The sequence below is a fragment of the Pedobacter sp. MR2016-24 genome (assembly GCF_026239655.1).
In the GTDB taxonomy this organism is placed as follows: domain Bacteria; phylum Bacteroidota; class Bacteroidia; order Sphingobacteriales; family Sphingobacteriaceae; genus Pedobacter.
In genome coordinates this window covers 662,031-681,890 of the sequence record NZ_JAPIVO010000002.1, presented here as the reverse complement: position 1 = coordinate 681,890, position 19,860 = coordinate 662,031, and the positions used below count along the sequence as shown (strand labels likewise).

Below are 19,860 nucleotides of genomic sequence, written 5' to 3'. Positions count from 1 at the left end.
ACGATAAATATATTAAAATAATAGCGGAGTTGCGCTATATCTGTTTTGGCGGTCGTTTACCAGTTCGATAAAACTTTTTACGTCAATAAGGTCTTGTTGCTGAATCTGAGTGAAAGTACCGAAAAGGGGCCGTGGAATTACCAGTTGAAGGTTATTCGCCTTCATATCTTCAGTTTGATTTCTGCTGATCGACGGTTCAAGTGTAATAAGGTGTTTAGATTGGATCTTTGCTGCTTCGGAAAGCACCTGACGCCAGCGATCCTTGGCAGTGGTTTTTACGCCGAGCATCGTAAGCATAGCACTATCATATTGTTTATCGTGATAATATCGTGACCCGGGGAAAATAAAATCAGGCTTATTGTTACGTTCGGTTACAGCTCCGTGTGAAAAGTGCACTTTATTCAGGCTGAATAAGACTTCCAGATTGTTTTCAAACGAAAAGCCTGCACGGGCCTTTCTCCGGTTCTGAATACTCAATGATAGTTTTATAAATTCTTCAACGTCGGTGCCGTCTTGACCGAATCCTTTTTTTAGTTGCTCTTTTACAATTACTTTCTCAAGTGTTTTGAAAAGCAGTTCCTCCCGTTCCAGCCAGGCCATAAGAGTTTGGTCAGGTTCCTCTACCGGTGAAACACCCTTTACCGTTGATCTAGCATAGGCAGAAAACTCCTTAGTGGAAGGGAACCTTCTGCCGAACAAACGCAGCAGGTCATCAAGAAAATCCGGGGCAGTTTCTTCAGTTTCCATGCCCAGAGAAGAAAGAATGTAGCGGCCTGCGTAGCCTATGTCTTTTTTATCTTCCGTTAAATCCAACACTGAAAATCTGTTACCGGCTTCTTCCATTCCGAAGAGCCAGAGCAGCTGCTTTTCAGCGGTAGAATTCTGTGGCGCAATGATTACCGCAAGTTTGTCCTCACCGGTTCTGCCAACCACCACTAGATCACCTGTATTAGATCCGGAAAGTACTTCGTTGGAAGAATAGTAAAACCTAAACTCAGTCCGGGTCGGATGGTTTTCCCGTGCATCATACCAAGTCATAAAGCCATCCGTTTCCAGTAGTTTTTCTTCGTCGTCCGTCAGGTACATAAATTTGGCACCGAATTTTCTCTTTTCAGACCCAAAAATACTACGGAACTCATTTATCCCGTTAAATTCATGCTGATTTGAAGCATCAGGTGCTACTTCCACCTGGCTCAATCGCTTGACACCAACGCCTGTGAAAAACCGGGATAACGGACTCGCCATTATTTCTGAAGCTGTAATAAATTAACAACCTGTTCTCCGACAGCCTTAATAAGCGGCATGACTACTGAATTGCCAAACTGACGATAAGCCTGAGTATCAGAAACCGGGATCCGGAGTGATCTGGTTTTGCTTTTGGTATTGATCGGCCATATCGGGTACCCCTGAAGCGCAGCTGCCTCATGCGGTGTCAGGCGTCTAGGGTTCTTGCCATCTTGTGGTATCAGAATTTCCGCTCCGTCCTTGTGGTAGCGTGCGCTGATCGTGCGAGTTACACCATCAAGATTAACCAAGCCGTAGCCAAAGCCATTACCTTTTTCCTTATGTTTCTGGGCGTAGTCTTTCAGATATTTCCAGAGATGATCGGTCAGCGTGTATTTGGGTTCAACTTCGGACTGAATGATACTCCTGACCGCTTGCTTCTTATCAGGATAAATAACAGAGTCGAAACTAAACTTAATGTCGTTGCCGAATACCCTTTTATCAAAGCCAATCATGAAAGTTCTTTCACGGTGCTGCGGCACGAACGCCGCGCCGTCAATAACTTTGGGATCAAATGAATAATCGAGATCCAGCAAAGTTTGCCTTATTACTTTAAAGGTATTCCCCTTGTCATGGCTTACCAGATTTTTAACATTCTCCAGAAAAAAAACTTTTGGCCGGTGCGTACGGAGGATGTCTTCTATATGGAAGAACAGATTACCCTGTTTCTCGTCATCAAAGCCGTGTAATCTGCCCAGACTGTTCTTTTTAGAAACCCCTGCGAGTGAAAATGGCTGGCAGGGAAAACCACCGCAAAGTATATCAAATTCAGCAGGTATGTGCGCTTTGACTTCATCGCTCGTGATATCACCGAAAGGATAATCACCATAGTTCGCAAAATAGGTTTGTTTGCTGTATTTGTCCCATTCTGATGTAAACACACATTTTCCACCAAGATCCTGCAGTGCCATTCTGAAACCACCTATACCTGCAAAGAGATCAATAAATGTGAATGTTTCCGTGCCCGGTTCAGGAGATGGAAAGGGAATGACGTTACTCCTGGTTAAACTTAACTGTGCCTGCGTATAAAGGTCATCAACGGTCACTTTTTTTGTAAGATGTGCATATTTATCCAGTAATCCTACTGCATCACTATATATAACATTTCCAGTAGAATGGTAGTGACTGAGCAACGCCAGGTCAAAATCATCCGGTACGGAAAGTAGTTTCTTGATGCTTTTTGTTTTGATCTTCAGGTCTTTGACAACCGCTTTTTCATCCATTTCGTATACACATTTTACAAATGCAAACTAACGAAATTTTTCCTTAAATAACGGGGCTGATTTTAGCTGACAGTCCTGCAAGGGTATTTTCGACTGAATTTTTCTTTAATTCACACTCCCACAACTCAATTACTTTCCAACCTGCTTCCTGAAGTTTACTGACCGCTTTTTTGTCGTTGGCTCTGTTGTTCGATAATTTATTCATCCACCATTCGGTTCTGGTTTTTGGAACAACAAAATACCGGCAACCGTCATGCCCGTGCCAGAAACAACCGTGGACAAAAATAACCGTAAGATATCTGGGAAGGACGATATCTGGTTTTCCGGGTAATTTTTTATCATGAAGCCTGTAACGGAAACCTTGGGAAAACAAAAATTTCCTGACCAGCATCTCTGGCTTTGTATCTTTGGCCCTGATACGGGACATATTAAAACTTCTTACAGCAGGAGAATGCACATCGGCCATATGAGCGTCCCGACAAATCAGGTGCCAAAATTGGAGGTTATCGCAGATGGCAGAGGAATTAATTTATCCAGCACGGTCTCTTTCAAAAAGATTTCGTGCATAAAACTGTAGATATCCTCGTCGTTGCGTTTACAAATTTCAAAAGCCTATTCCATTAACCGGTTTCTTAAAGCGGCCTCTTCACGTTTGTAAGTTGGCTCTCCGGTTTGCATATGAACATAATCATTGAAATCCGTGTCGGGATGTACCTTTGCGCTTTCTTCAATGAGGCAATGCATAAAAGCTGCCACATCTTCCAAGCATTTAATTTCGGTTAACTTGATGTTTGATTTTATATGAGCACCCGATTGTCTTCGGCCTGACGAATCATAATCTCCAGCGCTTCATCACGGGGCATAATATTACCTAACTCTTTAAATGACTGTTCATCGCTGTAGATTCCGTTAGGATCATTCCATCTCAGCCATTGCTGGATATCTTCCTTCGTCATTGCATTAACAAGCACCGGTAGATTTTCTTCGGATATCTCTGTAATATCCTGATAGCAGTAGCCAGTGTTTTTCCAGAAGCTCATGATTTAATAATTAATTATATGTTCCAAATCAGCGATCATTCCATGATTTAATACAATTCTCCAGATCTTCACTGATCACTACCAGTTCATCTTTACGAACGGACTCCCGCGCTGCGGCACTCGGGTCTTTCACATTACGCTGTAACTCTTTCAGATTTACAACCAGTATCTCGTCGTTATGAGCAAAATCAGCAGGATCTTCGGCTATGATGTAAATTTGATCTGGCTCCACATCAGAATAGAAGAAATCATTCTACGTATGTGTCTGTGGCTGGCTTGGTTTTATTGAAAGATCCATTTACAAATTTAATTAAAGTGAACGATTAATACCAAGGCGGCCCCGGCTAAAATAAAGGCGGCTCCCGGTATGTTATTTAATTTTCGGGGCACGGGACCAACAGTGCCAATCCGTAAGAAGAAAAATATTGCATCACTGCCATTCCCTAAGTTAAACCTCCTAATGCCGATATGTAAAGGAGTACTAAACCAATGCTTATTAATCTTAAACCGAAGGGATGGGTATAATTACAGTGCTCTTTCCTGTTCACCGAATAAGGATCAATGGCCGTTTTAAATTTCGGGTCGGCCTGAGTGCGAACAGCGAACGAAATCGGCAATGGCTTCGACCTTGCCCACGGCCTGAAAACAGGCTATAACTACTTTGTGAAATGGTACCTGCACCAAGCCTTGGTAACGGCAGGAGAATCTTTTCCATATGAAGACAAATTAGTTAAGGTAGAGAAATTGAAGCTTGCGGATGAAATTTATTTTAGTGGAAAACCACGCAGTGAAATGGAACTATTGAATTGTTCTATGAAAGGGGGATTACAGAACTTATTAAAAATTAAAGTTACAAGACCAAAGGCTGGCACATAATTGGGAAACTACATTTAAGATATCGCTAAAATAACTTCTGCTCGAAATCTACTCTTTAATTGTTCAGCCGCCCGTTGAGTGGATATTGAAAACGAATTCTATCTTTTGCTTAAAGGCGTCCTAAGTTCTAGGGACGATAAACGTACGTATTTAGTCAACACAGGATAACTGAACATTATCTTTGAGTCCCAATATTTTTGCTGATATATCTCAACTATGGTTTATGGTTATAGCTGGTACTTACTAAAAATTTAAGATAATCCGAAATGAGCTCAGATAGTGTAGAAGATAGGAATCAAAGATTCTAAGTCTTTTACTCTATCAATGCTAAGGGGAGCTTAATCTGGTGGATTAAGCTCCCTGATTCGTTGTAATCCAACTATAATTGATCGGTAATATATTTAGCCCGTTCTGCAAGAACAGCCTTTTGCCATTCCCGTATCACTTCCCTTCCTGCTTCCCTTGCTTTCGTCCCATTGTCATTGTTTCTCCCCATATTTGTAGCGAGTGTATCTGTAAAACGCTGGAGGTAATGATCTTCGAGATCAAACTCGGTATCACTATCCTGGTCCTTTAGCTCAACATACTGCAGAAAGAACAAGGTGGCCCATTTCATTTGTTTACTTGTTCCGGTATAATACGAAGGAAAAGAGACCTTATTGATAAACGACTGGACAAATTGTTGTGGCTGGATATTGTAAATGGTACAGAGGCTCATAAAGTCCTCTGGTACCTGTACATTGATTGTTATTTCCATGTGTGCGGATTAATTGTGATTGTTGATGTCTTGATAGTGTTTGTGGTAGAATTCTTTTAAAATGGTGATGCGTTGCTGCAGGCTGCGCACGTTGTGAATGTGCAGACGTATTTCATCCATTTCGCAGATAAAATCTACTTCCTTGTCACTGAACTCAGGCACTTCAGTATTTTGCCTTCCAAAACCCAACACTATTTTCATGAAAAAGGCCATAGTGAAATTATCATTTGGAATCTTTAGCCCGGTTCTGGCCTGCATCTCTGCGATGGAAATCTTACCCATAAAATTTTCCAGGTATTCTGCCGGATAACAATTGTGCAGTTCGCAAAGCACGGTAAAGTCTTTGGTAAAGCTTAAGGAACGGTTTTCATCCAGATAAAAAGTATCCGAGCTGGTGTATACCCGCTGCATGTTGTTGTACAGTTCATCTATGTACAGCAGAGACTTTTTCCTTTTAGCTATAGCACTGCTTAATACTTTTTCGGCGAGTTCATTAATCCACCTGAAACAATTTGCAGCATTCTCCAGGCAATGGCTGAAAGCATGACTGCCATTTGCAGTTCTTCTTTTTTCAGCTACGTAAAGGCCGATAGTTTTTGAAGCTTCAGAATAACCTTCACTATATTGATCCGCAAGCGAATCGTAAACTGTAGCGTGATTGATGAAGATTTGTAATACTTCCTGCTCATCCAGTCTATAGACGGCACAGGCAACGCGGAATTCCAGCGGGATGGTAAGCTGGTGATAGTTGATTTCTGTTTTCATATTGATCTTATTTAATTTTTCAATTTAAATAAGCCTCTATGAGGGGTTACCACCCTAAAAGGTATAGGGCTGGTAACTCACTCAGTCTATTGTAGCACGGCTCTGATAAAGCCACCTTTTCTTTCGAAAAGGCCCTCACATTAAACATAAGTGAGCACCAGCCCTATAGCAAATATAGGGTTTTAGGTTGCTCATCTTACGCTCGCGAGGTTAAATTTATCAGATTTTGCTGCGAGGCTTGTAAGCAATTCTTAATTATAAATTAGGATTGCGTATTCTTTATTTCTTTTTTAATTTTTCCATATGCTAATTTAGCATGGTTTAAATAAAATAAAAAATATATTTTAAATTAAATACACATCAAAAGGCAGAAAGAAGCAGTGCAACGCAACTCCAACATCTATGGCACTTTCTCAGTCAAATAACACACGCAATATTACCTCATCTTTGGCATCTTGGCCATACTGTATTTCTGGTAAAAATTTTGAATGTGTTCATTTATCTTTGAAACAATTTATCCCAGAAAGCTGTAAATCTAATTCAGTATAAGACAGTCATTGATGAAAAGGTCTTTCCGATTGTAATAGAACTTTATGCTTTATTCCAAATTAGGGATCATATTCCTATCCGGTTTTCATCCCTGAAATAATGCGTTGTCTATGAATAAACCCCCAATCCGCTATTGTATCGGTAAGTTGTTTTAGTGATGTTCCATAATCGGTTATCCGGTATTCTACGGCAACAGGTGCAGTAGTCAACACTTCACGCTCAATCAATTCATTTATTTCCAGGTCCTTCAATTCGCGGCTTAGCACTTTGCCGGAGATTCCTTTTACTTCTTTCAGTAATTCTGAATACCGCATCGGTTTATAACATAGACACGCGATGATGGACATTTTCCATTTTCCATTTAAAATTTCCATAGTATCACTAATTGCCAGGATTTTTTGTCCGCAATCTTTTATCAAGTCAAGCTCTTTTTTCATCTCATTCACGTGGTTACCTATTTGTCACTATAACTTTTTGTCACTAGGTTACAAATGTACACATCATAGTTATAGCTTTGCAATCAAATCATAAAAAATGGAATTAATCAAAAATTTACAATGGCGCTATGCTGTTAAAAAATACTCAGATGAATCGGTCAGCGAAAATAAGATCGACCAAATTATTGAAGCCATCAACCTTAGCGCCTCTTCTTGTGGCATACAGCCTTATCGCTTGATGGTAATAACTAATCCTGCAATCAGACAAAAATTAGCGGAAGGATCATTCAACGCACAAATTCATGCTTCTTCTCATTTGCTGGTTTTTGCTGCTTTTAACACTATTACCAGCGGGTATATAGCCGATTATGTGGCAATGATGGAAGAACAAAGAAATTTGGAGAGCGGCGCGCTCAATGCCTTAAAGGATACTTTAACCCCTTATTTTTCTGGCCAGACAGCCCAGCAAACTGCTATTTGGTCAAGCAAACAAGCATATATTGGATTAGGAACAGCATTAATTGCTGCTGCAGAACTCAAAGTGGACGCTACTCCTATGGAAGGTTTTAATCCTGAATTATTTGATGAAGTTTTGGGCTTATCAGAAAAAAATCTTCATGCTTCAGTGATTCTTTCTCTAGGCTACAGGGATACTGACAACGATTATCTCGCTTCACTGCCTAAAGTTCGTTTGCCAATCTCCGAATTTTCAAAAAAAATAGACTAATCAATTCCTAAGCAGGCCAACCCCGCGAGCGTTGGCTGCTTAGGGATTATGATAAAGAAGTTGCAAGAGCACGAGAGGTTTAGCTGATCGTTTGATTTTGTTAACTTTGTACATGGAGCCAACACAAAGCCTTGAGGATTTTTACAGTCAAAAAGTGAACTTCATGCCTGATAACCTAAAAAAGGAAATGGGGCATTTCAACGTATTCAATCTGGACGATTTCCTGGGCAAACACGCTAAACCTATTCCCTACAGCCGCAAAGATTATTTCAAGATCAGCCTGTTGAACGGTCATAAACGGTTGAGCTATGCCGATAAGGTGGTGGATGTAGCAGATTACGCTTTATTGTTTGCCAATCCATTGATCCCCTATAAGTGGGAGCCTTTAGGAGATGAGCAATCTGGATATTTCTGCATATTCACTGAAGCATTCTTTAATCATTATGGGAACATTAAAGAATATCCGCTATTTCAGCCGGGAAACACTCCTATTTTTCCGCTCTCTGTTACCCAGAATGAATCGATTCAAAATATTTATCTTAAAATGCTTGAAGAGATCGGATCTGATTATACTTATAAATATGATGTATTGCGAAACCTGGTCTTTGATCTGATCCATACTGCGATGAAAATGCAGCCCGCAATTGCTTCGAGCTATTCGAGCATGAATGCCGCAACCCGGATCTCCTCACTTTTTATTGAATTGCTGGAAAGGCAGTTTCCTATTGAAACTCCTGCACAGCAAATGCTACTAAGGACACCCTCCGAATTCGCCTCGCAACTAGCTGTACATATTAATCACCTTAATCGAGCCTTAAAAGAAACCACAGGAAAAACTACCTCTCAGATCATCGGAGAGCGTGTAGCGCAGGAAGCGCAAACCTTACTCCGGCATACCCAATGGAATATCGGCGAGATTGCATGGAGTCTTGGATTCGAAGAACTATCTCCCTTTATCAATTTCTTTAAAAAGAATTTCAACCAGTCACCACGATCCTTTAGAAATATAAGCACTGTTTGATTTTATCAACTAATGGTTTGAAAGCTTCAACTTTAGGCTAACATAGCGACTTATCTTTGTGTCATCAAAATAAACAAAGGTAAGCATGAGTGTACATATAAATCTGGAAGGTAAAGTAGCGATAGTGACCGGGGCCGCAGGTGGCATTGGTCTGGCCGTGGTTGCCATGTTAATCGAAGCAGGAGCAAACATAATCGCAGAGGACAAAAGTGAAAATGTTTATAAGTTGGAAAGCCAATACCCGGGAAACGTATACGCTACGCAGGGCGAGGTATCGGAAAGGGCGACAGCCAGGCGTGCTGTTGACCTGGCTACTGAGAAATTTGGTGGTGTCGATATCCTCGTGAATAACGCCGGACGGTCATTCCCAAAAGCATTTCTGGAAATTCGGGATGAAGACTGGGACAGCGTAATGGCCGACAATGTGAAAGGCATGTTCGTTCATGCAAGTGAAGCCGTTCCATCTATGATAGCCCGCGGTGGCGGCACGATCGTTAATACGGATTCAGTTTCCGGATTGGTGGGTATCGCTAACCTGGTCACCTATTGTACCTCAAAAGGTGCCGTAAGCTTGTTTACAAAAAGTCTGGCTGTTGAACTGGCTCCAAAAAATATCCGGGTTAACGCAGTTGCTCCGGGTGTGATCGAAACACCTATCCTCGATAGCCTTACCCCCGATGGCCGTGAGGTATTGAGAAATGAAGGGGCAAAAGAACCGATTGGCCGGGCCGGGCAGCCCGAAGAGATAGCGACCGTGATCTTATTTCTCTCTTCTTCCTTGTCGAGCTTCATGACAGGCGCTATCGTTGTTGCCGATGGTGGTTATACAGCAAAATAATTAATGTCTACTCATAAATAAAATGGAAAATAAGAAAAGAATTTTGATAGTCGGTGCTGAAAAAGGTCTCGGACTTGGCTTAGCAAATGAGTTTTTTAAAAGAGGATACCACGTTACCGGCACCTGCCGTAAAGGTGATGACCAGTCAACATTAGAGGCAATGGGAAAATCAGCTCCTGACAGGTTAGTCGTAAAAAATGTGGATATCGTAAATATGGCCTCGGTACAAGAATTAGAAAGTTCATTGCGTGGACAGGTATTTGATATTATGTTTTATAATGCAGGAATATATGGCCCTTTGCACCAGTCTTTGTTGGAAGTTAATGATGACGAAGTAACGGCTCTATTTTTAACTAACGCTATTGGCCCGGTAAGGCTAGCCAAACGGTTAGAAAAATATCTGGAAAAAGAGGGCGGAATGATTGCGTTTATGACCTCCCACCGGGCAAGCATAGCAGGTAATACAGAAGGAGCTGTTGAACTTTACAGTGCAAGCAAAGCAGCACTTAACTCGCTCAGCAGAAGCTTATACTTTCACGTCCAAAAAGCTGGTCGTACCGTGCTGAATGTCCATCCAGGCTGGGTAAATACCGATATGGGCACTTTAAATGGTACTGTACCATACGAGATAGAACTGGAAGAAAGCGTTATGGGTGTAGCCAATGTTGTAGAACATCATTTTGGCTCTGGCCGGCAAGCATATGTTGATTATACCAACAAGACACTTCCCTGGTAATGCCGGGATTGTTTTCCCTGCAAAACAATTAATCATATCTATGGCGAGATAAATTTCAGGTTAAGTACTTCTGGCATCTTACATCTGCTTGCCTGATACTATATGGTTGAATATCCCCGTACTGTAATTCATTCTTTATGAATATCATCTGCATGTGAGAAAAACATAAGTAATGTTAGAAACATAGCAGCAAAGGACCGCTTTATATATGTAGTTGTTTCATAAGGCAGAAGGTTAGATTACAGTAATAACATCATTTCTTTTTTTAGTTTCTAGCCAGCCAAATGGAGTGAGGTAATCCCCGGATAACCCCTGTTCTTTAAGAATTCGTTCAAACTCCGATACTCCTTCCTGTGCCACCGCTATTAATAAACCACCGCTGGTCTGGGGATCCGCCAGAATAAAGCGTTGCTGTTCTGTCAACGTATTCACCTTTTGGCCATAACTGTTCCAGTTTCTTTGCGTTCCACCGGGATAGCAGTTATGTTCCAGGTAATAAGGTACTGAAGATATGACAGGAACTTTATCAAATTCAACAACAGCAGACAGCCCACTCCCCTCACACATCTCTGCTAAATGTCCTAATAATCCAAAACCAGTCACATCCGTCATTGCTTTAACGCTATCCAGACCACCAAAAATTTCACCTAGTTTGTTTAGCGTAGTCATGCTCTTTAATGCTACTGCCGCATCTTCAGATTTTAAAAGCCCTTTCTTTTGAGCTGTAGATAATATACCAACTCCCAGGGCTTTCGTTAAATATAATCTGCACCCCGCAGTAGCTGTAGAGTTTTGTTTCAATTGCCTGATGTCTATGATACCATTTACAGACAGGCCAAACACTGGCTCGGGGCAATCAATACTATGGCCGCCAGCCAATGTAATTCCTGCTTCTGCGCAAATTGCCCTGGCGCCTTCCAATACTTTCTGAGCTACCTCTGCAGGAAGTTTATCAATTGGCCATCCGAGAATAGCGATTGCCAAAACGGGTTTCCCACCCATGGCATAAACATCACTTATGGCATTTGCAGAGGCTATTCTGCCAAAATCATAGGCATCATCAACAATAGGCATAAAGAAATCTGTTGTTGAAATTAATCCTGTTCCGTTGCCAAGATCAAGAACAGCGGCATCATCCCTTTTATCGTTTCCTACTAAAAGGCGTGTATCTATAGCAGCGGGAAGATCACTGTGTAAAATTTTATCTAAAATCGCGGGACTAATCTTACAGCCGCAGCCGGCGCCATGAGAATATTGAGTAAGTTTTATATGGTGTAAATCCATTTTTCTGATTGATGTTAGTTTTTTAAATTCAATGCTACCATTTGCAGGATTTTAACAGCATTAGCCGCAAAATCACTGCTATCGATCTCTACTGAAAAAATGTTTTCTTTATTACGTTTGTTTAAACCGGTATGGTACGTTTTATCATAATAGACTAATACAATACGGATAAAGTCGGCCATTCTGTTTTCCTGAATAGCCTCTATCGCATGTTTAGTCTGTTCAGGGCCTAACCTTTTCCAAATTCGCTGTGTACAGCCGATTAGAAAATCAGGATCTAAAACACCATATTCATTAACCAACAAATCAATACGATGCTGCAGGGGTACGTTGAGATTTATAAGAGGTGCATTTCTCATTTGATCCCACAGGGGTTTTGGAATACATCTTTTTCCAATCGTTAAACCTTCATCCTCCATCCAGATTAATTTATTAGCATCCAGCTGATGAAGCTTAAAAGCCAGGTTGTTCTCAAATTGTTCCTGCGTGGGTTGTACCAAAACGTTCATCGTCCCATAAGAAGATCCTTGATGCTGTGCCAAATCTTCCAAATCGACTACTTGTTCATTATTGGAATGAAACTGATGAAGAATTTTAGTTTTACCAGAGCCTGTCATTCCACCTAAAACAGTGAGTTGGTAAGGCTTTTCAAATTGCTCTACCGACCATCTGCGGTAACTTTTGTATCCCCCTTGTATGAGGTAGACTTCAAAACCATAAAGATCGAAAGCCCATGCCATCGATCCACTTCTCATACCGCCACGCCAGCAATGGACAGCAATTTTTTTTGACGGTGCTATTTCTAAGGCTTCCTTGATGAAGCCAGACCATTTTTTACCGGTTAGATCAAAGCCAATCAAAATAGCCTGTTCTCTACCAACTTGTTTGTAAGTTGTTCCCACTAATACCCGCTCTTCATTTGTGAAAATCGGAATATTGAATGCTCCTGGAATTTTCCCCTGCTCAAACTCCGCTGGAGTTCTTACATCGATTAAAGGTATAGATTCAGCTAAGTTGATAAAGTCAGCTATAGTAATAGGTTTGATCATTCTTTGAATTTGATGCAAAGATGCGCAAATACGTTCTAACATTTGAGAATTCTATTTGGCTTTAAGGATTCAGAATAGTTCTCTATAATCAGACATTAAACTGGAGGTCATAAAATGCCGCCTTTTCCAAAAAACCGGCACGGTTAAGTCCGGCCAGTGTGATCTCCTGCATGATTTCTCTCAATGCATCTTGTTTGAATATCCATTGTAAAATATCAATAAGATAAACGGATGTATTCCGTTTATCTTATTGATATTTTACAATTATACTGAATTAACGATCCATCATATATTTTTTTGCGGATTTTTAGCCAGAGTATCTGTAAAATGCTGGAGGTAATGATCTTCGAGATCAAACCCGGTACTATCCCAGAAAGCTGTAAATCTATTTCAGTATAAGACACTATCGAACTTACTAGTTGCTTAAAGTATCTGGTGCATATTTTTAATATAATTTTAATTTCAGTGACAAACTGTTGTCACAAGACGAAGGTATCTTTGAAAAAAAAAGATTATGAATAATTTATTTGACAGCACAGATACAGCAAAAATCATTGAAAGACTTAATAAACTGACTCCTGAAAGCCAGAGACTATGGGGAAAGATGGAAGTCGGCCAGATGGTTGCTCATTGTAATGCATCCCTTGAAACGGCTATGGGTTTAACCGCTCCGAAAATGTTGCCCTTCTATTTGCGGGCTATAGGATTTTTCCTTAAAAAAGGTATAGTCAGCAGCGATCCTATGCCTAAGAATATGGGTACGGATAAAAGCTATATAATAAAAGATGAGCGCAACCTTGAGCTGGAAGTAGCAAAAGTTTTAAAACATATAATTGCTTTTTCAGAAGGTGGGCCTGCTAAATGTACACAACGACCTCAAATATTTTTCGGTTCATTAACACCTATTGAATGGGCTACGATGCAGTGGAAACATTTTGACCATCATTTGAGACAATTCGGAGTTTAAACTTCGTACTATTAGCGTATAACTAAATACTAAATTTATAGGATCGCAAGACCCATCGATGAAAATAAATTCAAGCAATATTTTTGTAAGCGGAAACACATGAGCACATGGTAAATTATTCAAATTCAGTTATTTTTGTTGCCATCTGATATGGAAATCATTAAACGGTTCGACCGAATATTAAAGATCTTTTTTATTCTTCAATCAAGGGTTGTAATAACCGTTGAAGAATTGGAAACTCTTTTTTCAATTAGCCGAAGAACGATCTATCGTGACATTAAAGCACTTGAAACGGCTGGCGTTCCTATAACATATGAAGCGGCCCGAGGCTATTCCATTATGGATGGATATCGAATCCAGCCTTCTCGGTTCACCCAGGAAGAAGTATTAAGTCTTATGATTGCTGAGAAAATCATGCAAAAACATGAAACGCAATTTATAAAGCAGCATTTTGAAGCAGCATTGATGAAAGTTAAGGCCTCTTTTCAACTCCACCAAAAAAACGATCTTCTAAATTGGCAGGACAAATTAGAGGTATCGAGCGGGCTGAACACTGATGAGTACCTGCCTGACGTAATTAATCTACTCTTCCAAAGTATAGTTAAAAAACAAATTGTCAATCTGTCTCATATTAAAAGCGGCGAGGTATGCGCTATTACAAGGCAGATTGAGCCAGTAGGTTTATTTTATGAAAGCAACTTCTGGTATATTCTTGCTTTCTGTCATCTACGGCAAGATTACCGTAATTTCAGGCTCGACCGTGTTAAAAAAGTTTTTATAACCCAGCAAGATTTCACCAGGGAACATTTACCAGTTGATCAACTGAGAAAGGATAACACGCCATCAACCATCACGAAGATCACAATAAGGGCTGACCAAAAATTTGCGCATTACCTTTTTTGGGAAAGGCAAAACTATGGGTATAAAAGCGAAGTTATAACCGATTCAGGTTTGCACATGTATTTTGAGTATGGAGATCACCCTACGGCGTTCGCACGCTGGTTTATGAAGTTTGTTGATGTTGCAGAAATTATTGAACCTGTCTTTTTGAGAGAGGAGCTGAGAGGTTACCTGATTGCAGGGTTAAGGGATTCTTCTAATTCAGGAAACATTTAATGATTTAAATCGATTTTGTTATACTGTTAACTCAGGGGAGTCCCCACCTCTGTTCCAACTAAGAATAGAAGACGTAATTAATTCCGAATTGGTTCTCCTTGTTCAGAACAAATAATTACATTTGAGACGTCGTTTGTAATAGATTAACTAAGGGATTGCCCAATGAACAAATTTGTATTAATTGCTGTGCTTATCTTACTTGCACTTTTTGTTTTCCTGAAATTCCGGTTAACAGGTATAGGTTATTATTCCTGGATCTTTTCCGGGGTGATGACAATGCTATTAATGCTATACCCATTAGTTTGGTATGATGTACTTCCGGATTGGTTAAATAAAGTTACAAGGGCTGTTACCCATTTTGATATGGGATTGTTAAGCCTGATGGTGGCGTTTATCATCCTTCGTGACATCATCTTTGTACCTTTGTCATTCGCTAAGTCTGGCTTAGTTGATCAGGTATTCTCCGGTACAGCCACGGGCTGTATGTTTGGAATTTCTCTTTTGCTGTTAACGTTGGGATACATCCATGCTAAAGCAGGCCCTGAAATTAAATATGTTGATGTACCTATCATGAATTTAGCCCCCTCATTGGACGGCTATACCATTCTTCAGATCAGCGATCTGCATGCTGGCCCGGCGATAGATCGCAGTTATGTAGAAAATGTGCTTGAAAAAGTTAAGGAAATTCAAGTAGATGTTATTGCGCTGACCGGGGATATCGGGGATGGAGATTTTTCTAAGTACCATGATCGAGTGGCACCAATTGCAGAACTATATGCAAAGGCCCCTGTTCTATATATTCCCGGCAACCACGAATATCTGCATGATAGTGGTAAATGGTACGATTATTTTAGGCAAATGGGCTTTCACTTATTATTTAATGCACATACTGTAATCTCACACAATGGCGCTACTATACTTTTTGCGGGGATAATTGATCCCGAGGTCAAAGAGGTTGACCCGCAGCAAAAGCCGGATATACAGGCTGCAATAAAAAACGCGCCACCTGCTGACTTAAAGATCCTGCTTTCTCACCGCCCGGATATTGCGAAGGAGGCGGCTGCGGACTTCGATCTGCAACTCTCAGGACATACACATGCCGGACAGTTTCTTCCATGGAGCCTGCTCATGAAATTGTTTCAACCGTTTGCAGTAGGGCTAAACAAATATGGTAACATGTGGATTTACACAAATCCGGGTACCGGTTTTTGGGGGCCGCCGATCAGGCTTGGTACTACATCCGAGATAACGGTTTTGAGACTGGTTAAAGGATAGTTCTTAAAGCTGGTATTATTATTATTATTTTTGAAGCATGGGTAAAAGAGAGAACATACTGCAAATGGTTGAAAAAATGGGTGTACGAGCAGAAAAAGACGGCTATCCACCTGCGGCCGCACGCATCCTTTCTTTGCTATTGATCGCTGATCCTCCTCACCAGACTTTTGAGGAATTACAGCAAACCCTTAATATGAGCAAAAGCGCTGTCAGTAATGGTCTAGCGCTGTTACAATCCCGGTGCCTGGTAGAATATTTTACGGTGAACGGTAACCGAAAACGTTATTTCCGGATCCAGCGAACTGCCTGGTATGAATTTATGAAGACCATCGTACGTACGCAGCGCCCCTTTACTATTCAGATAATTCCTGAAGCTTTAGCTTTCCGTTCTGATGAGTATCCCGAAACGAATCAATTACTGATTCAGGCAAAAGAATTCACCGATTATATGTTTGGTAAGATGGAAGAAGCCCTGAGCGAATGGGAAAAATCACAAATAAAATAATATTTATTTTAATTTAGTTCTCCTAGTAAAGAACCAAAAAGTACTTTTGTTGTTGTTCTTTAAAAAGAAGTAAACAACAGAATTATGAAATATAAAGTATTAGGGAAAACAGGACTATTTGTATCAGAAATGTGTTTGGGCACGATGACCTTTGGTCAATCGGCTGGAAGGTATGCCGCTGCCTCTGGTGTAACACAGAAAATGGCTGATGACATCATCCGGCTAGGCTTTGATGCCGGCATTAATTTTATTGACACCGCCAATGTATATGCAGGCGGACAATCGGAGGAGATCGTAGGTAAGTCTATCAGGAACCTGGGCCTTGCGCGTAAGGATTTAGTGATCTCAACAAAAATGGGACATGCCACAGGTGATGGCCCAAATGACGGCGGGAGTTCCCGCTACCATATCATGAATCAGGTAAAGGAGAGCTTGAAGCGTTTGGGTACCGATCACATTGATCTTTACCAGTTGCACGGTTGGGATGCAGCCACACCTTTAGATGAAACGATAAGGGCGCTCGACGATCTGGTTACCCAGGGACTTGTCCGTTACATTGGTATATCCAATTGGGCTGCCTGGCAGATCCAAAAGGCGCTGGGCAAGACAGAGCAGCTTAACACGGTTCGGTTTGAGTCTGTCCAAGCTTACTATTCACTGGCCGGTCGTGATCTTGAGCGCGAAATACTTCCAATGCTGGAAAGTGAAAACTTGGGTTTAATGGTTTTTAGCCCCCTTGCCGGAGGATATCTTTCTGGCAAATACCGAAGTGGTGAAAGCACAGGCAGGCGTGCTACTATCCAGTTCCCACCTGTTGACGAAGTAAAAGGTGAACCCGTGCTGGCAGCGCTGCAAGAAATCGCTACTGGGCATAATACGAATATGCCCGCAATAGCGCTAGCCTGGTTGTTACAAAAGCGTTCAGTAACAAGCGTCATATTAGGAGTTAAACATAAAGCGCAGTTGGAAGACAATTTGAAAGCTGCCAATGTCACGCTATCGGAAGACGACATTAAAAAATTGAATGACGCAAGCGAGCTTACACCGGAATACCCGGGCTGGATGATGGGTAGCAGCGCTCCTCGCGAACATTTGTTATCTACGGGTGAATTGACCAAACAATACTAAACTGTAAACAGAACGGGACGAACTACTACAGTCCCGTTCTTTTCTTAGCTACCTAATGAAGTTAACATATGATGCTTGCATGTCTTTACTGATGGAATACATGAGGAATATGAGCGGCTTAAAAGTCCTGCAATGAAACTAGGTTTACCTGAAATAGGTTGATGATTATACTATTTGATCATACAAAGATGCGACACATAGGCAAGGTTTGTTTTGCTGAAAAGTCCAGGTTTGTATGCTAAAAAGGTCAAAGGGCATATGAAAGCACTTATAGACCGGTTGTTAAACTCTCTTTCGTATCCGGCTCAGGTGTTCTGGTGTTAAACCGAGGTAAGATGCGATATAGTATTGGGGTACTTGCTGGACTACATTCGGGTAAATGGCTGCAAAGTTCCGGTATTGCTCTTCATGGGTCGTTGCAATGATTTTTTTCCGCTTGGCTTCTACCCCACAGAATACGTGCTCTATAATCAGCCGTCCAAAGCGCTCCCAGATTTTGTATTTGTCGTACAGCCTGTTGATACTATCTTTTTTGAAGACCAGCAAATCAACATCCGTTAAGGCTTCCAGATATTGCTTAGAGGGGGTTGATAAGATGAAGCTTTGGAAATCTACCACGAACTGATTTTCGGATACGAAATCGACCGTAGACTCCTTTCCGTTTTCAAATACATACTCGCGGATCACACCGGAAATGATAAAGCCGATAAAGTTGCAGGTTTGCCCGTCTTCCAGCAACAGGTCTTTTTTCTTTAGTTTCTTTTCCTTTAATATAGCTGCAAAGGCATTCCATTCTTCCTCATTTGGTTGAATGAAATGCCTGATGAATGTTTCTATTTTGGAAAGCGAAATGGGATCGGCCATGTAATATGTTATTGAGGAGTCAGGGTATAAATATCGATCATAGGAACTTGCAAACAAAAAATAAATCGTTTCGACCGGCATCCATCGGCAGACCAGATGTAATAACCTCTGATCCGCCGTGATGCTCCCCCCTCTTATTTCAACCTGTCGAGACTGGCAGTTGGTTGATCTGTTCCGCTATGATTCCCAACAATTGTTGTCTGGATGGTTCCGAGGTAACTGATCGATGTTTCAATGTAGTCGCCCGGTTTCAGATAACGGGTGTTTTTCATTTCTTTTTTCAAATAGTCATTTAGAATATAAGGATGCATTTTTGCACTGAAAAACCCGCCAGTAAAAATATACCGGGTAACTGACCCGAAAATGAAACCCTTGCCTGGCGCATTGAAAACAACACCCGCTGGTGTGCCCGTGATAATGATACTGTTGGCCGGGATACAGTTGCCTTCAAACAGTTTGATCATCCGGTTCTGAAAGTAGCTGTTGGTTTTACCTTTTGCCGATAAGGACCGCTCTACGATCTTTTCAATATCCCAGACCATATCCCCGGCATTACCGTTTTGCCGGACAACGCCGTTAACACTTAGCTGAAGATGCAGCTCCTTCACGAAAGCGCGCCAGTTCCTCGGGATCACCAGATATGGCCCGGTTGGCAAAAAGCCTTTTTTACTTTTGGCATCGGGGAACCCTTTGCCGCCGGTTACATTCTGGCTGTCCATCTTGCGCATCAATTCCGCTCTGTCCGTGAAGTCGTTCACAACGAGGAAGCCTACCAGCATTTTATCCAGGTCATCCGCAGCGCAAACCGCTGAAGGAAATACAATTCCAAGCTCCACCTCGTGGTCCAGCAGCCAGCCCTCGCTATACTTCAACTGGTGTATAGCGGGATCTGTATGAACTAGTTTAGGAAACATAAATGGTTTAACCTGCCCCGTTTCTTTGCCGTGTTCTGCATAGTTGATGCCTATCGCCAGGTGCTGCGTGCCGGCAACGCTGGGCAGCAGGTCTGCATATTTCAGCGAAATCTGCTTGTGGCTCTTGCTGATGGTCTTTACCACATCTTCGTAAGCCATGCCTTTGATCACATCAAAGGAATTTTTATCGTAGCGACCAAGTGCTGCACTGATATCTATACCCCTAACGCTTTTTCCATCATCCTGCTGTACGGCTAGTGTATGTACCTGTCCGTCTTTATTGAATCTACTGAAGGTCAACGCTTCGGCTGTCGGCTTAATCATGGGCTTGCCTTTTTTCAGGCTTTCTGCTTCAGCGATAGTATCGATCAGCAGTTCTGCTATTTCGCGGTGCTTTTTCATGCTTTCCCATTTTGGTAAAAAGCTGGAAAACGCCGGATAAGTATTGATGATAGTCAGGAAGCAACCAATGGCTAAGCCAATAAGTATTCTATTCATAATGATC

22 protein-coding genes are annotated in these 19,860 nt (G+C 41.4%); 10 read left to right on the top strand and 12 right to left on the bottom strand.

The features are described from left to right. Window positions 1–12: 12 nt before the first annotated feature. The 5 genes from OQX62_RS07125 to OQX62_RS07105 all read right to left on the bottom strand — a co-directional run bounded on the left by OQX62_RS07125 (window position 13) and on the right by OQX62_RS07105 (window position 3,779). Window positions 13–1,245, bottom strand: a complete 1,233-nt coding sequence (locus tag OQX62_RS07125; protein ID WP_265830747.1) for a type II restriction endonuclease — start codon at window positions 1,243–1,245, stop codon at window positions 13–15. After that, window positions 1,245–2,507, bottom strand: a complete 1,263-nt coding sequence (gene dcm, locus OQX62_RS07120) for a DNA (cytosine-5-)-methyltransferase (RefSeq protein ID WP_265830746.1) — start codon at window positions 2,505–2,507, stop codon at window positions 1,245–1,247. Before dcm ends, OQX62_RS07125 begins: the two co-directional genes overlap by 1 nt. A gap of 43 nt (window positions 2,508–2,550) precedes the next feature. Continuing rightward, window positions 2,551–2,973 carry a very short patch repair endonuclease gene (locus tag OQX62_RS07115; RefSeq protein ID WP_265830745.1) on the bottom strand — a complete coding sequence of 141 codons (423 nt, stop codon included), beginning with the start codon at window positions 2,971–2,973 and terminating at the stop codon, window positions 2,551–2,553. A gap of 331 nt (window positions 2,974–3,304) precedes the next feature. Then, entirely contained in the window at window positions 3,305–3,547 is a 243-nt protein-coding gene (locus OQX62_RS07110) for a hypothetical protein (RefSeq protein WP_265830744.1), read from the bottom strand. Between the two features lie 28 nt (window positions 3,548–3,575). Then, on the bottom strand, window positions 3,576–3,779 hold the full coding sequence (locus OQX62_RS07105; protein ID WP_265830743.1) for a hypothetical protein: 204 nt from the start codon (window positions 3,777–3,779) through the stop codon (window positions 3,576–3,578). Between the two features lie 359 nt (window positions 3,780–4,138). Here OQX62_RS07105 and OQX62_RS07100 point away from each other — a divergent pair, with 359 nt between their 5' ends. After that, window positions 4,139–4,423 (top strand): AbiH family protein, encoded by a 285-nt coding sequence (locus OQX62_RS07100; RefSeq protein ID WP_265830742.1) that lies wholly within the window; start codon window positions 4,139–4,141, stop codon window positions 4,421–4,423. Between the two features lie 379 nt (window positions 4,424–4,802). Here OQX62_RS07100 and OQX62_RS07095 read toward each other — a convergent pair whose 3' ends face one another. The 3 genes from OQX62_RS07095 to OQX62_RS07085 form a co-directional block, all read right to left on the bottom strand. After that, window positions 4,803–5,180: a hypothetical protein gene (locus OQX62_RS07095; protein WP_265830741.1), complete on the bottom strand. Its 378-nt coding sequence runs from the start codon at window positions 5,178–5,180 to the stop codon at window positions 4,803–4,805. Window positions 5,181–5,189: 9 nt separating this feature from the next. After that, complete coding sequence (locus OQX62_RS07090) at window positions 5,190–5,945, bottom strand: hypothetical protein (protein ID WP_265830740.1); 756 nt, start codon at window positions 5,943–5,945, stop codon at window positions 5,190–5,192. A gap of 623 nt (window positions 5,946–6,568) precedes the next feature. Further along, the gene (locus OQX62_RS07085) at window positions 6,569–6,931 is read right to left on the bottom strand and encodes a winged helix-turn-helix transcriptional regulator (protein ID WP_265830739.1); all 363 of its coding nucleotides are present in this window, start codon (window positions 6,929–6,931) and stop codon (window positions 6,569–6,571) included. A gap of 97 nt (window positions 6,932–7,028) precedes the next feature. On the opposite strand from OQX62_RS07085, the gene OQX62_RS07080 reads away from it, so the two are divergent. The 4 genes from OQX62_RS07080 (at window position 7,029) to OQX62_RS07065 (ending at window position 10,253) form a co-directional block, all read left to right on the top strand. Continuing rightward, complete coding sequence (locus OQX62_RS07080; protein WP_265830738.1) at window positions 7,029–7,658, top strand: NAD(P)H-dependent oxidoreductase; 630 nt, start codon at window positions 7,029–7,031, stop codon at window positions 7,656–7,658. Between the two features lie 163 nt (window positions 7,659–7,821). Next, window positions 7,822–8,679 carry a helix-turn-helix domain-containing protein gene (locus OQX62_RS07075; protein ID WP_265830737.1) on the top strand — a complete coding sequence of 286 codons (858 nt, stop codon included), beginning with the start codon at window positions 7,822–7,824 and terminating at the stop codon, window positions 8,677–8,679. Between the two features lie 85 nt (window positions 8,680–8,764). Continuing rightward, window positions 8,765–9,517 (top strand): SDR family NAD(P)-dependent oxidoreductase, encoded by a 753-nt coding sequence (locus OQX62_RS07070; protein WP_265830736.1) that lies wholly within the window; start codon window positions 8,765–8,767, stop codon window positions 9,515–9,517. A gap of 43 nt (window positions 9,518–9,560) precedes the next feature. Next, complete coding sequence (locus OQX62_RS07065) at window positions 9,561–10,253, top strand: SDR family NAD(P)-dependent oxidoreductase (RefSeq protein ID WP_265830735.1); 693 nt, start codon at window positions 9,561–9,563, stop codon at window positions 10,251–10,253. A gap of 234 nt (window positions 10,254–10,487) precedes the next feature. On the opposite strand, the gene selD is transcribed toward OQX62_RS07065, so the two are convergent. Continuing rightward, the gene (gene selD, locus OQX62_RS07060) at window positions 10,488–11,537 is read right to left on the bottom strand and encodes a selenide, water dikinase SelD (protein ID WP_265830734.1); all 1,050 of its coding nucleotides are present in this window, start codon (window positions 11,535–11,537) and stop codon (window positions 10,488–10,490) included. A gap of 14 nt (window positions 11,538–11,551) precedes the next feature. After that, window positions 11,552–12,628, bottom strand: a complete 1,077-nt coding sequence (mnmH, locus tag OQX62_RS07055) for a tRNA 2-selenouridine(34) synthase MnmH (RefSeq protein ID WP_265830733.1) — start codon at window positions 12,626–12,628, stop codon at window positions 11,552–11,554. Window positions 12,629–13,100: 472 nt separating this feature from the next. On the opposite strand from mnmH, the gene OQX62_RS07050 reads away from it, so the two are divergent. The 5 genes from OQX62_RS07050 (at window position 13,101) to OQX62_RS07030 (ending at window position 17,577) form a co-directional block, all read left to right on the top strand. Then, entirely contained in the window at window positions 13,101–13,553 is a 453-nt protein-coding gene (locus tag OQX62_RS07050; RefSeq protein WP_265830732.1) for a DUF1569 domain-containing protein, read from the top strand. Between the two features lie 150 nt (window positions 13,554–13,703). Next, on the top strand, window positions 13,704–14,669 hold the full coding sequence (locus OQX62_RS07045) for a helix-turn-helix transcriptional regulator (protein WP_265830731.1): 966 nt from the start codon (window positions 13,704–13,706) through the stop codon (window positions 14,667–14,669). 162 nt (window positions 14,670–14,831) lie between these two features. Next, window positions 14,832–15,944, top strand: a complete 1,113-nt coding sequence (locus OQX62_RS07040; protein WP_265830730.1) for a metallophosphoesterase — start codon at window positions 14,832–14,834, stop codon at window positions 15,942–15,944. Between the two features lie 37 nt (window positions 15,945–15,981). Further along, on the top strand, window positions 15,982–16,449 hold the full coding sequence (locus OQX62_RS07035; protein WP_265830729.1) for a GbsR/MarR family transcriptional regulator: 468 nt from the start codon (window positions 15,982–15,984) through the stop codon (window positions 16,447–16,449). An 84-nt stretch (window positions 16,450–16,533) separates the two neighbouring features. Beyond that, window positions 16,534–17,577 carry an aldo/keto reductase gene (locus OQX62_RS07030; protein WP_265830728.1) on the top strand — a complete coding sequence of 348 codons (1,044 nt, stop codon included), beginning with the start codon at window positions 16,534–16,536 and terminating at the stop codon, window positions 17,575–17,577. Window positions 17,578–17,859: 282 nt separating this feature from the next. Here OQX62_RS07030 and OQX62_RS07025 read toward each other — a convergent pair whose 3' ends face one another. Next, window positions 17,860–18,441, bottom strand: coding sequence for a Crp/Fnr family transcriptional regulator (locus OQX62_RS07025; protein ID WP_265830727.1), 582 nt, complete (start codon window positions 18,439–18,441; stop codon window positions 17,860–17,862). A gap of 134 nt (window positions 18,442–18,575) precedes the next feature. Then, the gene (locus OQX62_RS07020) at window positions 18,576–19,853 is read right to left on the bottom strand and encodes a fumarylacetoacetate hydrolase family protein (RefSeq protein ID WP_265830726.1); all 1,278 of its coding nucleotides are present in this window, start codon (window positions 19,851–19,853) and stop codon (window positions 18,576–18,578) included. Between the last annotated feature and the right edge of the window lie 7 nt (window positions 19,854–19,860).

Coding starts and splice junctions, on each gene's coding strand:
- OQX62_RS07125 (WP_265830747.1), bottom strand. CDS start 1,245: ATGGCGAGTCCGTTATCCCGGTTTTTCACAGGCGTTGGTGTCAAGCGA.
- dcm (WP_265830746.1), bottom strand. CDS start 2,507: ATGGATGAAAAAGCGGTTGTCAAAGACCTGAAGATCAAAACAAAAAGC.
- OQX62_RS07115 (WP_265830745.1), bottom strand. CDS start 2,973: ATGGCCGATGTGCATTCTCCTGCTGTAAGAAGTTTTAATATGTCCCGT.
- OQX62_RS07110 (WP_265830744.1), bottom strand. CDS start 3,547: ATGAGCTTCTGGAAAAACACTGGCTACTGCTATCAGGATATTACAGAG.
- OQX62_RS07095 (WP_265830741.1), bottom strand. CDS start 5,180: ATGGAAATAACAATCAATGTACAGGTACCAGAGGACTTTATGAGCCTC.
- OQX62_RS07090 (WP_265830740.1), bottom strand. CDS start 5,945: ATGAAAACAGAAATCAACTATCACCAGCTTACCATCCCGCTGGAATTC.
- OQX62_RS07085 (WP_265830739.1), bottom strand. CDS start 6,931: ATGAAAAAAGAGCTTGACTTGATAAAAGATTGCGGACAAAAAATCCTG.
- OQX62_RS07080 (WP_265830738.1), top strand. CDS start 7,029: ATGGAATTAATCAAAAATTTACAATGGCGCTATGCTGTTAAAAAATAC.
- OQX62_RS07075 (WP_265830737.1), top strand. CDS start 7,822: ATGCCTGATAACCTAAAAAAGGAAATGGGGCATTTCAACGTATTCAAT.
- OQX62_RS07070 (WP_265830736.1), top strand. CDS start 8,765: ATGAGTGTACATATAAATCTGGAAGGTAAAGTAGCGATAGTGACCGGG.
- selD (WP_265830734.1), bottom strand. CDS start 11,537: ATGGATTTACACCATATAAAACTTACTCAATATTCTCATGGCGCCGGC.
- mnmH (WP_265830733.1), bottom strand. CDS start 12,628: ATGTTAGAACGTATTTGCGCATCTTTGCATCAAATTCAAAGAATGATC.
- OQX62_RS07050 (WP_265830732.1), top strand. CDS start 13,101: ATGAATAATTTATTTGACAGCACAGATACAGCAAAAATCATTGAAAGA.
- OQX62_RS07045 (WP_265830731.1), top strand. CDS start 13,704: ATGGAAATCATTAAACGGTTCGACCGAATATTAAAGATCTTTTTTATT.
- OQX62_RS07040 (WP_265830730.1), top strand. CDS start 14,832: ATGAACAAATTTGTATTAATTGCTGTGCTTATCTTACTTGCACTTTTT.
- OQX62_RS07035 (WP_265830729.1), top strand. CDS start 15,982: ATGGGTAAAAGAGAGAACATACTGCAAATGGTTGAAAAAATGGGTGTA.
- OQX62_RS07030 (WP_265830728.1), top strand. CDS start 16,534: ATGAAATATAAAGTATTAGGGAAAACAGGACTATTTGTATCAGAAATG.
- OQX62_RS07025 (WP_265830727.1), bottom strand. CDS start 18,441: ATGGCCGATCCCATTTCGCTTTCCAAAATAGAAACATTCATCAGGCAT.
- OQX62_RS07020 (WP_265830726.1), bottom strand. CDS start 19,853: ATGAATAGAATACTTATTGGCTTAGCCATTGGTTGCTTCCTGACTATC.